3 protein-coding genes and 1 riboswitch are annotated in these 13354 nt (G+C 57.9%); all 3 genes read right to left on the bottom strand.

What is annotated here, in order from left to right; genetic code table 11:
- The coding region (locus NP596_RS15885; RefSeq protein WP_256616369.1) for a DUF2341 domain-containing protein at nt 1-470 on the bottom strand (470 nt) is incomplete at its 3' end.
- Between the two features lie 311 nt (nt 471-781).
- Nucleotides 782-11104 carry a filamentous hemagglutinin family protein gene (locus tag NP596_RS15880; protein WP_256616368.1) on the bottom strand — a complete coding sequence of 3441 codons (10323 nt, stop codon included), beginning with the start codon at nt 11102-11104 and terminating at the stop codon, nt 782-784.
- 35 nt (nt 11105-11139) lie between these two features.
- Nucleotides 11140-11217: riboswitch (cyclic di-GMP riboswitch) on the bottom strand.
- Nucleotides 11218-11500: 283 nt separating this feature from the next.
- Nucleotides 11501-13141 (bottom strand): ShlB/FhaC/HecB family hemolysin secretion/activation protein, encoded by a 1641-nt coding sequence (locus NP596_RS15875; RefSeq protein WP_256616367.1) that lies wholly within the window; start codon nt 13139-13141, stop codon nt 11501-11503.
- Nucleotides 13142-13354: the final 213 nt, after the last annotated feature.

The following is a 13354-nucleotide window of genomic DNA, read 5'->3' as shown; positions in this document are numbered from 1 at the left end:
TAGGCCGTGGCGTCGGTCACCGCATCGGCATTGAAGTGGTAGGCCACCAATTGGGCGACATCGAAGATGCCGCCGGCTTCGCCGGCTTCCGCCGCATTGGCGTTGCCGTAATACATCCAGATGGACGGCTCGGCGGCATTGCCGATATCGCCGGGCAATTTCACCCAGATAATGGCCATCTCATTGACGGGATCGATTTTCTCGATATAAAACTTCAGCGGGGTTTTATCGTCGGCGGCAATAAAGCGCAAATCCTTGCCCTGCTCGGCCAAATCCATGAAATAGGCGAAGTTACCGGTATGCAGACGGATGACGGCCAGACCTTCCGCCACCGGTTTGACGCCTTGCTGCTGCAATTGCTGCGCATCGATGGATATTTTCTTCCGATACCCCCAATCGCCGTTCCACCATGCCTGAGCTAAACCCGGCAACAACATCATGGCGCACGCCAACAAAACAATTCGCTTCATTTTTTACCTCAAATCAGTATATTTCGCGAATTATGCCGACATTTTTTTACAATTTTATGACAGACGTAAGCTTTTTCCGACTCGGATTAAAACGGAACAAATCGGAAAAGCCGTGTAGGCCGGAATAAGCCGATAGGCGTTTCCGGCGATTGAAGGTTGCCGGAAACGCTGGAGCTTATTCCGGCCCACGGACTTAATCTGAGCATAACCCGACAACCAGAGCAATTGACCGCAACAAGCCGAGGCGTTGGGTTACGGCTGGCCGCCCAACCTACGCCGAATATGCATCCTTAACGGCTTAACCGCTATATTTACTCGCCGAAACCCAACAAGTCGATACTCAACATCCCCAGCGCAGCCGTTTTAGTCAGCGCATCCGAGACATCCTTGCCCATGCCGGTGGATTCATCCATGGATTTGCCGACGGCGGCGGCGACATTGCTGACCCCGCTTAAACCGGCGGCAATGCTGCCCGTGGCAGCCACCGGCACCCCGGTACCCACCCCACCGACATCAATATTGTCGGCACCGACAATGGCGGTGGCGGCCAAGGTAACGTTATTTCCGGCAATACCCGCTTCCCCGGCATCGATCACACCGCGTGGCGCGAACAACACCAAATCGCCGGGATCGGTACCTATGGTACGAATACCGCCGCCGGCCAACACGGGCGCCACGTCCAGCAAAGGCAAACCGGACTGGTCGAAGCCCACTTTCAGCGGCGGCGCGGCCAATGCCGTTTTGGGGCTACGGCCGGCATCGACGTCGCCTTCCAGCGAACCGACCATAATGTCGCCGCCGCCCAAGGTAACGATACGCTGCACATTCACCTCAACATCATCCCGTGCAATCACATTAATATCGCCTTGCCTTTTGGCAATCAAACCCTGCTCATCCGGATCTTTATTCAGGCCGATATCGGCGGTAGCCAAACCCACATTGACGTTGCCATTGGGCGTAAAGACATTAACATTGCCGCCGTCCTGGGTCTGGGCGGTACTCATGAACAAAGATACCCCACCGAGCACGGGCCGCTCGCGAATTGAGCTATTGGCGGCGGCCAAAATCGCGCCCGCATCGCGGCCGCCAGTGACCATTACACCGCCATTCGGATCGACATTGACATCGCTAACGCCGGCCAACACTGTCGTACCCGGAAATAGCGTTTCGACCATCGCCAGCAGGTTTAACTCGGCACGATCCTGGTCCTGTTTAAAGGTTGCCTTGGCCAAGTCCCCGGCCGCCAATTTCACCTTGCTTAGCAAAGTTGGCTGCACCAGCGGCAACAATCTAGCCTCGACGCGGGCACGATCCACCGGGTTAAGAGCTGCAAACGCGGCATCCGCATCCGCATCCGTCAATTGCGCATCACCGCTAACACGGCTAATTTCCCGCAACAATCGTTGCCGATAGTGCGTGTAATCCGCCACCCATTCGCCGGTAGCGGTATCTGTTTTTTTCAAGACTTTCTCGGCAAAGGCGTTGACATCGACACGACCGTCACCCAGCCCGGCCAACGCAGTGATATTGGCGCCTTGATCGGCCAAAACCGGATTATTCAGATCGCCCACCGACACAATGCCCGCGGAGGCACCCATGTCGATGTTGCGTCCCGCCAGGACCACCAAATCGCCCGGCCCAGCCACTTCAATCATTTGCTCGCGTAAGTCGTCGATGACGGCGGTTTGCAAATTGCGGCTCACGGGGAACCGAATATCCCTACCCGCGGAGATCGTGCTGACGTCATCGGCTCGATTATTTTGTATTTTGAAGGTGGTATTGAAAACATCCTTACCGGCCCGAATCTCGGCGGCCTTGGCCAACGTAAAGCTCAAGACATCGCCGCGGCGGCCGATATTGCCGCTACCGGTGCTGATCAGCACCGGCTGGCCGTCATCGGCATGCACCGGATTCAGCGCATGGCTCTGGCTATCCCGGGTCGGATCGAGCAGGTTCAGCACATCCACCACGGCATTTTGCTGTACCGGGAACAGCGCCGACGGCAACGCCGCCACCTCGGCATCGCTCAACAGCACGTTTGCTGTGCCGCCTATGTTGCCTTCCGCATATAATTCCAATCCGCCTTGCGGCGAAGGGAATAAGCTAAAGCTTTTCCGAATGTTCAAGTCGCCATTCAGCGCATAGGCTTTAAATGTGGCCGGATAAATCAACATACGGGTGGTGTCCAGACTGGCGTTAGTGGCCTGAGTCAAACTTAAGGGGTCGTTATCCAGCACGATGTCGCCGGTCAAGGCCGTCAGGCTGACTTCGCTATCGGCGCTGTAGCGGAAGAAACGATTTTGAAAACCCTCCAAATCGACCGGATCGGGCAGGGTTGCAAACATCGGATCCACTATGGCTTCCAAGGCGATATCCTTACCGGCGACGACCGAAAATTGCGCATCGCCCAAAGCCAGGATGGGATTTAGCCCCTGATTGTTGCCCGCGGTCAACGACCCCGCGGTACGCAACTCGGCTTGACCGCCGTCGACGTAAAACACCCCACCCTCGATGTCGCCTCCGGCGTTGACGGTCAGGTTACCGCCGCCCTGAACTTGATTGACGTTACTGGTGAAGTTGCCCAGGTTGTTGGGATCGTTATCGGTGCGGGTGCCGACCTGCTTGCCGGAGGTTGGAATCACCGCCGACACGTCGGTGACTTTCCCACCGGCACTCACGCTGATGTCGCCGCCGCCGAATGCCGCCAGGCTCTGCCGATGTTGCAAGGTCGGATGCTCGCCGGTTTCCGGCGTGCCCAAGGCTAAGCCCCAAATTGTCGGCCGCTCGCCGGTATGGTCTTGATTCCGGCTCCAGTTGCCGGTTCGCACCAGCACATCGCTCAGCAACTGGTCGGTGGGTTGCGCCACCACGTTTCTGCCGGCATTCAAGCTAATGTCGCCGCCGTCGCGGGCAAATTCCGCGTAAAAGAACACCGCCAAATCTTCGCCGCCAGTGCCGTAACGGTTCGACTCGTCCGCTCGGCCGGCGGTGTAAATCGTTGAGGTATTGCTGGCGTAGACGATGTCCCTCGCCGCCAATACTTCAATGTCGCCGGTACCTGTTCTGACGCTGACATCGCTCGCCAATTCGAAATCGCCGTCCGTAGCGGCTTGCAATAAGCTTGGCGCCGGTTTCAACGCACTACTGTCCGCGCTATTCAAATCCGCGCCCGCCACCAGTTTGTAGCTCCAGGACTGCTCGGTCTGCAACATATCCGTTACAGGGATAGGCCCGAACGCCTGCGTTTCCAGGATACCGGCGGCAAAGCCGTCGCTGAGGCCGGCATTAACCAACAAGTCACCGCCCGCCCGCAAGGTCAACACACCCGGCAGGTTATCGGCACCGTAACGCCAGCCGGACAAATCCCAGGCATCGGCAATCGTCAAATCGCCTGTACTACGCACTTCCACGCCGGCCAGCAGCGCATAGCCGGCGCCGAAGCGATCATTAAAGCTGTCGATGAAATTACGGTTATCGTTGTCGTAGCTATTTTGATCGTCCGCCGTAATCACCGTGTCGTTATAAACCCGCACCGCTTCCAGATCGACCCGGCTATCGCCGCTAATGGTGCCGGCCGTGATGTCGCTGACGTCAATGTCGTTACCGACACGATCGGCGCGTAATGCGACCTGCCCTTCCGCGCCGGCACCGTTAGCCGATACGTCGATATGCGCTCCGTCGCTCAACAGAATGCCGGCACCGTCGCTTTGCGAATCCAGCGATGTTAGCTGTACGTTGCCGCCGGCCTGATCCGTACCGGTGGCATTCGCCAGAACGTTTGCGGTTGCCGCCAGCGTCAAATTATCTTCCGCATTCAGCTCAACACTACCACCTTGCACATCGCTGGCATCCAGCGCACCCGCTACCGTAAGCGCGCCGCTGTCCGCCGTCAGTTTGATGCTATGCGCATCGATAGTTTGCCCATCGCTCAGCATGATGTCGCCAGTGCGCAATCTGACATCGATACCGCCGGTAAAGCCGCCTGCCGCCAATTGTTGGTTCAAAGCATCGAAACCGCCGCTCAAACTGCCGCTATCTATAACAACACTACCGCCTTGCGATTTACTGCTGCCGCCAGCTTCCAGCGAACCGTTCAAGCGCACTTCGCCGGCGCCTGCTTTCGCCGTCAACACACCCGCCTTGGCCTTATCGTTCACGGCATTTAACAGCAGGCGGCTGCCGTTTTCAGCCAGCACATCCTGTTGCTTGGCCAGCAGAGTAATCGAACCCGCATCCAAATTGCGGGCCTGGCTCAAGCCGGCCTGCACCACGGCGCCGGACACGTCGATCAGGGCGTTGGCGCCCAAGGTCAAATCGCCTTGTAAGGCACTCAGGCCGACTGCTCCGGTTTTGTACAGCAGTGCCGTATCGACCGTCAGGTTATCGGCCTCGACCCGCAATGTGCCGGCAATGCCGGATGTCGGTGCCTCCGCGCCGCTCAAATTGGCCAACGTCAGCGCATGCCCGCCGGCATCCAGCGTGGTGCTGGCACCGTTAAACGCCGTGAAAAACGGCGTGGACAAACTGAGATCGCCCGCTATGCCCACAATGGCGGTATCGCGGCCGAACACGCCTTGCGCCGCATTAATTTGCATGGCATCGAAGCCGGACAGCGCATATTGACCCTTATCGAAGGTCAGCCGCCCGGCGTTCAACAACAAGCTGCCGGAACCGTTACCTTGCGCCCCGCCTACCGTGCCGCCGTTTGTAAAACGCACACTATCGGCCAGCAAGACCGCTGTTTTACCGGCGTTGCCGAAACCGGCCAAGCCGTCGGCATCGATGACCAGATCGCCGAATTGCAGCGCCAGCGGATCGCCGTTGCCGTCTGTCATCACTTGGCCATTGGCATCCACTTGCGCCAGTTGCCCGTAAAGATTGACCATGCCGCGGCTGGTCAGCACCAACTCGGCCACCGACAAGGCACTAAGTTGTTGGTTGTCCAGCGACAAGCCGTTCACCAGACCCGCCGTTTCGCCCAGGTTGATGACTTCGGCGCCCAGGTTCAGCGAACCGCCGTCCAACGCCAGTTCGCCTTGCAAGCTATTTTTGCGGCTGGCGTCCAGCAACAGCGAGCCGGCGCCGGCATCCACCAAGGCCCCCGCCTCAATCAACAAATCGCCTTTGACGCCGACGCTATCGGAGCGAACCAACTGTGCCTGTCTGCCCGTCGACGCCCTCAGCAGAGCACCGTCGCCCTGTACTTTAAGCACGGTTTGACTGTCGCCCTCGGCCACGCTGCCGCGGGCAATTACCCGGGCATTTTGTTTGACCGTAACACCATCGGTGGCCGCCAACAACAACTCCGGCGCGGTCAACTCGGTATTCGGGCCCACTGTCACAGTAGTGGCCCGCACATCCAGCGCCACCTCGCCGGTGCTGTTATCGATTTGACGAATAGCACCCAGCGATAAACTGTCGACCTTGAATTTATCGATATCGCTGCTTAACAGTTCAACGACGCCCGCCGAGCCGGTTTTTTCGTTCACTACCGCCAACTTGTCGGCGACGATGTCCACCAAACCGCCGCGGCCGCTACCGGTGACTTCGGCGATAACGGTCGGCAAATCCAGCGCATCCACCGCACTCAATATCAGTTGTCCGGCATCCTGGGTCAGGCGCGGCAAGGTCTTATCGTTATTGCTTGCCTGGGTGGCGAAAAACTCGCTGGCAAGACTTAAATTGTATTCGGTGCGGGTTTTGGCAATACTACCCGGCTCGATCACATACTCCGACCAGCGTTGGTCGCGAATGGAGGTGCCGGCCACGGTACGATAACCGCTAACGATAGGCGCGCCGTCCACCCGGCTGCGGCTAGCCCCCGCCACTACATTGGTAGTTGCCAACGGCGTCACCAGAAACGCACCCGGCAACAAGGCATAACGGGCAGGCAATAGGGTATAAGTCCCCGCGGCCAGTCCGGCTATGCCGGAAACATACAGGCTATCGCCGGTTTTCAGACCGGACTCGGGCGACAATTTGGGATCGAACGGCGCATAACTACCGATACCCGGCAAGATGGCGAACGAATCGCTGCCCGCCAAAACATCCTGGGAACCGCCGTCGCCCGGGATGAATTCGAAGGCCAGCATATCGCCGCCGCCAGACAAATCCACGGTTGCGCCCTCTTCGCGAGTGATACGCGCGGCATTGACCGTGATTTTTTTCTCGGGCGATTGCACGATAATAGCCCGTTCGGTTTCAGGCGCATTGAGGGTAGCATCGTTAACATTCAGATTCACACCGGTACCCGCCAGCGGAAACAGCCATTCCAGGCCGCCCTGGGTCTCGCCTAGCGGCACCAGGGTTCCCGCCGCAGATACCGTGGTCAGGCTATCGGCGCCGAAACTGATCTCTTGCGCGGCATCCAGCACGATTTCGCCCTGCGGCGCACTGAGGGTACCGTTCTGCTCGATATTCGGCGCCCGCAAAGTCATTTTGCCCAAGGCGGACAATACCGGCAACGGCTTGTCGCCAGGATGCACGCTAAGAGTACCGTCGGCGTCTCCGGCCACCGCCAAGGTGAAATCGGTCAGCGTGGTCGGGTAAATCTGGTCGGCCGTCAATTCCAGTTTGGAGTAGGTTTCAAACTCGCCGACAAAATCGGTTTCCGTGCTATCCAGACGAATGCCTTTTAAGCGGATATCCCCCGCCGAGTCCAGATGCACCGCATCGAAGCCTTGGGTAGCCGTACCGCCCACCAAATCGATCAAATCGGCTTGCACGGTCAACTGGCCGTCGCCAGCCGTTGGATTCAAAAAGGATTGCCGAAAACTGTCGGACCCCAGGGTCGCGGTAGTCGCTTGCAGCGTGACGCTACCGGTATCGGCGGCAGCGGCGCGCCGCCAAGCCAGATTGGCGGAATCCAACGCCAACGCGTTGTCCAGCTTAAGCGAGACATCGCCTTCAAACACGATGGCGTCATTGCCGACCTGTACCTTACTGGACGCGCCACCCTCGGTAACCGTGACATAGGTGCCGGAAGTCGCCAATGCCAGCGAATCGAAGCCGCCGGCCACAATTTGCTCGGCGGCAATCCGGGCGCTACCCGCCAAACCGTTCGGCAAGGCATCGCCTATCTGGCTAAACCCGCCAGTCAAAGTCGGGGTTGCCTGTTGGCTCACCACGAATGTGCGCGGAGCACCCGGAAAGGTGGAGCCGGTTTCGATATTCGGATCGCTACGATTGTTAATATTCAGCGCCAACTGTAAGGTACCGCCGGCGGTCCCCGCGGCGTTACCGCCATCGGCCAACATTCGGCCATCCAGGAAAATTCCCTCGGCGGCCGCAATAGCTATGGTTCCGGCATGAGAACCAATCGTTTGAGCGTTGTACCTTACCCCCTGAGCGGTAGCGGTGGGAATATGCAAGACCTCCGCCGTGCCCGACACATTGATAGTGGAACCGGCTTGGGCGGCAAAAAATCCCCGCTGGGCATCCACGCTGAAGCTGCCGCCGTTGTAGACTTCGCCGAAGCGGCGGCCCAAACCGTCGGTCATGATTTCGCTGACGCCCGACACATCGATGACAGCCGACTCGCCCAGCCAAATCCCTTGACTTGCCACATAGAAAGGATCGTTCGGACTTTTATCAGGCACAATCCTCATACTGACGGCGCCGCCCCGCGCAACGATGCCGCCATTCACGATCAACGAGGAATCGGACACCAGTTGAATCTCGCTCTGCGGGTCGGCCACGATCGCGGCCCCGCGTTCTATGGTCAGGTGACTGTTCGCATTGCCGCCGGCGGCATGGTCCGAGCGCAAGGTCAGAGAACTTGGCCCTCTAAGCAACGGCTCCAACGTCGTCAGCGTGGAAACGGCGTCGATGCCGTCGGCATTGGCCTTGGTTGAAAACCCATTGCTCAACACCCGGTTTTGCTGGGTCAAATTGATCACGGCGCCTTCGGCTACCGTCAAACCGTTTGCATTGGCGCCGATATCGAACTCGGCAAAGCCGCCCCGTCCGAAAAAGTCGGTCGTGATTTGCAAAGGCTGCGCGCCCGGAGCCGTATTGACGATCTCCTCGCGGCGGATCGCCACGCCATTGGCGCGCGCGGTAAATTTACCGCCGCGCTCGATACCATAGGCTTCCAATATCCCATCCACGGAGATGACCGAACCGTCCGCCGAATCGCCAGCAATTACACTGACTTCACCGGCCTGGCCCGCTTGCAGGCTACCGTCGGATTTCAGCCAAGCGCCGCCGCTGACATTTACCCGGCTGCCTTGGGCCAAGCTAATTCCGCCTCCGCTGCCTCCGGACATCCGAGCGGTAAAGCTGCCGCCGTCTATGCTCAGCGACTTACCATCCAGGTTCCCCGGCTGGGCGAAGTCGTTGACCCATTGGCCTTGCAACAAAACTTGCGCGCCATCCGCCAAATTGATGTTGTCGGCCAGCAAATCGACGTCGGCACCGCTGCCCTGGATGGTTCCATTAACGTCGATTCCGCTACCTTGCAGATTCAACTTGCCGCCTTCGGCCAACTTGAGGTTGGCGCCGGCGGCCAAACTGATGCCGGCGTTGGTTTTAAAGGTGGCTTCCGCCACGCCGCTGTCGAACAACTGTCCGGCACGCAGTGCCAAGGCCAACGGCAAACCGTTGCCGTCCCGGCCCAACAGGCTGTCGAGATCGTAGTCGATAACGGTAGGATTGCCATTGCCGAAAACAACGGCCTGAAAACCGTCGCCAAAACCGGTATCGATTTCCAAGCGCCCGCCAACCGCTCGCTCGCTTAAATCGCGCTGCAAACGGCCGTTAACCACGTCGGCCCGCAATTCGCCGTCAAACACCACGGTGTTAGAGCGAATATCCAGACTGCCGGCGGACTTGCCTTCCACGTAGCCTTGCTCGAAGCGGCCCTGACCGAATACTCCTCCCTGCATTTTATAGGTTACGGTTTGGCCCCATTTTTTGTAATTGACCGATACCTCGCCGTAGATGCCGTCATAAGTCTGTAACGGGTCGGCCTGACTGATGTCTATCAGGCGGCCGCCCGCCAACAATTTAGTGGTTTCGATAATGCCGCCCAGAAAAGTCACCTGACCGCCGGAAATATCCAGCAGCGCGCCTTGCTCGACGATCACATCGCCTTCGGATTTCAATACAATATTGCCGCCCTCGGCCAGACGTTCCTCTATGCCACGGGGAATCGCATCCAGAAAGGGTTGAATATCGATAAGCGGCGTGCCTTCGCGAATATCGACTTTTACCTTTTCGCCTTTCAGGATGCCGCTTTTTTGCAACGGCGCGTCAGCCAACTCGAAATTACGCAACTCCACTTCGATGACGTTGCTTTCCATGGTTCTGACCGCCGTGTCCATGCCCGACACGTCGATCTTGGCCCCTGCGTCCACCAGGATACGCGAGTCGTTATTGGCGCCGTTATCCGCCACCGGATTGGCCGGATTACGGGTGGCGGTAATATCCACGTTACCGCTCGGCGCCACAATCGAAGCCTCGTTTTGCAAGTGCACCTTGTGCGCCATGATTTCCACGTCCGACTTGGGCTGAGCTTCGCCGTCCAGCGCTGCAGCACTGCTGATATCCGGCAGTATTTCGGTAACGCTACCTTCGCCCAGCACTACTTGCGCCGAAACGCCTTGACCATCCCCATTATCGGCGGCGCGAACGGTGTTGGAAGACACGATACGCTTGACGTTACCCGGTAAGGTTTCCACCCGTCCGCCTTCACGGGCCAACAAGCGAATGCTGCCGTTGACGTTGGTCGCGGTCGTCGCGGACACTCGGCCATTCTGATTGACGGCAAAACCCATCAGGGTGACATTACCGCGTTCGGCGGCAATCTTGCCGACGTTCTCGACTTTACCGCCGGTTTTGACTTCCACCAGCAAGCCGCGCACGCCGTCATCTTCGGACGCATTGGCCAGATAGACTTTATCGGTGGCGGCGGCCATGATCACCTGGCCGCCGGGGGACTCCACCTCGCCTTCGTTCAAGATAGTAGGCGCCAACACCATGATGCGCCCGCCTTCCTTCGATTTGATGTGGGCGCCCTGTTTAATATGAATTTGAATCGGAATTTTGTTGCCGTCGGCATCCAATTTAAAGTTGCCGTTGCCGTCCTTTTCGAAAACCTGACCGTTACCGACAAAGGCCGCCCTATCGTCGGTCAAGGCCACATCATTGATGGTTTCCTTGTCGAATGTATCCTCGAAGCTGACATTCATCGTCGACGCGACTAATGCGCGCGCGTTCACCTGAGAATTTTCGCCGAAGACGATGCCGTTGGTGTTCACCAGATAAATCGTGCCGTCGGCGTTGACGGTGCCCAAAATCTCGCTGGGGTTTTGGTCGTGAATTTTATTCAGCGCTATATCGGTGGTTTTTTGGCGGAAATTGACGGTGCTGTCGGCGCTGACGTTAAACCTGTCCCAATTCAAAATCACCCGGTCGGTTTCCTGGTTGATATTCATGGTGTTGCCGACTACTTCCCGGCTGGCGCCGCCCATGCTGGCCCACACCGCGCTCGGCACGGGTAGTTCGGCCACGGCCGGCGAAGCTATCGCCAACAGCATGCCACCGGTCACTCCGGCGCGCACGCTGGCGGCAAGCGGGTTAAGCCGAAATGCCGGCGCGGTACGGTTGCTTTTTTGTGATGGTCTGCGTGTCATGAGTGGCCCTGCCTGCTGTCAAGCAACCCCGAGGGATTGGCAGCCCGGCCGTCTTGTAAGCAAGACCCGCGGCTTTCCGCCCCCGCCTCGCGACGGGTTTAGCTGTTAAAAATCTTTACGCCTTCCTTTACCAAGGACATATTCCAACCCGAAAGCAGGCCGGAATAAGCACAGCGTTTCCGGCAAGACGGCCGATGAAGAACAGCCGTCTTGCACCTTTTAAGTATCAATCATGATGAGCGGCGCATTGCGCGGCCCATCCGAAAATCCAGCTTTTACGACGATCCAACGTAGGCCGGAATAAGCGTAGCGTTTCCGGCAAATTGGCGGTTACCGTTTCTGCCGGAAACGCCTATCGGCTTATTCCGGCCTACAACGCTTTTTTCGCTATGCGCCTCAAAACTGCGTAATCAACCGAAAATCCACCCGGTTCTCGCCTGCCCTGACGGTACCTTGGTCCAGCAGCGGCACGGCAAAATCGAACTCGCCCAACAGATGCTTGGTAAAGCCGACCCGTAACCCCGCCCCCACGCTGGCCAGCGCGAACTCCTGGGCGCTACCGGGCAGCGCGTCCATCAGCCATCCCTTGCCGCCATCGGCAAACATCAGCGCCTTCAAGCTGTCCACGCTATCCCAATCGTCCGGCGCCAAACGCGGACTATACAATTCCAGCGAGGCACTGACGCCGTCGTCGGCCAGCACATGCGTTTCCAGATAACCGCGCACGCTCTTCATGCCGCCCATGGAAAATTGTTCGTTACTGATCAACGGCGAATCGCTGATCTGGCCGGCAACCCTGCCGGCCAATTCCATACCCCAGGGCAGGTTGCGCCGATAGTTCAAGCCGCCGTTCAGATAGATATAATTGGGCCTGGACAGAAAACGTTTGTCGGCAAACTGTTGTTCGTCGTTACCCAGCCCGCGGATGCCGAAATTGATGCCCATATCGAACGACAGCAAGGATTCGCTGTCGCGCAGATTGCCGCTGTATTGCGCCATAAACGGCAAATAGCTGATCGGGGTTTTCAGGGAGTCGGCGCCCAGCAAGGCCAAGTCTTCCTTAAAATCCTTGTAATCCACCCCCAACGTGGCGGTTTGCGTGTAAGTCTTGGAACCGGACATCGGCATCACCAGGCGGGCGCCGTAAATATCGCCGGTACCGATGATGGACAAGGCTCCGGCGCTGGCGATTTGCGAAGTGGACGAGGAACTGACGGCATACAGCGCCAAGCGCTTGCTGTCGTCGATCACCGGCAACACGTAACTGCCCACCAACACTTCCACTTCTTCATTGTTTTCCGGCGCGGTCTGGTACATGAAGGAGGCGCTATGAAACTTTTGCCACAGATTGTCGTAATGCATGGAGATAATGGTGCGCAGGCGGCTGGTGTTGGCGGTGTTGCGGGCATTCACCTCTACCTTGCCGTGCAATGGCAATTCGTCCTTGACCTTTAAATCCACTTCCAGCGTACCCGGCGTTTCGCCGGCCCGTAAAATCGGCGCCACCGTGCGGTCCTGGCTGTCGGCCGCCAGCTGCGCCAGCTGCGCCTGCATTTTTGGCAGATTGGGCACCTTGCCTTCCGCCAGTTCCGGCACCCGCGCCTTGATGGCGCCTTGATCGAAATAACGCGAATCCTTGACCCGCAATTTGGCGATGGTGCCTTCCACCACTTGCAGATACACCACGCCGTTTTTGACATCCTGTTCCGGAATATCCACCGACACCGTCTGGTAACCCTGGTTTTGATATAACTTTTCCAGCGCCGCGCGGGCCTCTTCCACCACGTCGATGGTTTTACCGGGCCCCAGAAAACGGTATACGCTGCGCTCGATCAGCTTTTTATCGATTACGCTATTGCCTTTGACGCGCAACTCCAGCAAGTCGAACTTGGCCGCCGGCGCTTGAGCTGCGGCTTCTTGTGGCTGGGCTTGCTCGGCCGTTTCCGCTTCCTGACTGAATGCCATCTCGGCCGGCCACAATACGCAACAAGCGCCGACCAGAACCATCCGTAGCAAGGGTAAATCGTTTAACTGCATGTACTTGATAATCCAAAAATAGTGCTTTCCCGATGAAAGCCTGTAACCAACCATTTTAAGTTTGGTTTTTTACGATTCAGTGACAGCTTTGTGACAGATCGCTCAAAATGCCTGTCTTGCCAAGCCCGACTAAAATAAAACCAGCGCGTAGGCCGGAATAAGCGCAGCGTTTCCGGCGGATAAGCTTCGATTTGCCGGAAACGCTACGCTTAT

Origin of the sequence: Methylomonas rivi, from assembly GCF_024505165.1 — a bacterium.
GTDB classification, from domain to species: Bacteria; Pseudomonadota; Gammaproteobacteria; order Methylococcales; family Methylomonadaceae; genus Methylomonas; species Methylomonas rivi.
The sequence above is the reverse complement of the archived record's forward strand: the minus strand, read 5'-3'. Positions and strand labels throughout refer to the sequence as shown.

What these genes read in the sequence shown, in the direction of transcription:
- NP596_RS15880 (WP_256616368.1), bottom strand. Translation starts at nt 11,104, where the DNA reads ATGACACGCAGACCATCACAAAAAAGCAACCGTACCGCGCCGGCATTT.
- NP596_RS15875 (WP_256616367.1), bottom strand. Translation starts at nt 13,141, where the DNA reads ATGCAGTTAAACGATTTACCCTTGCTACGGATGGTTCTGGTCGGCGCT.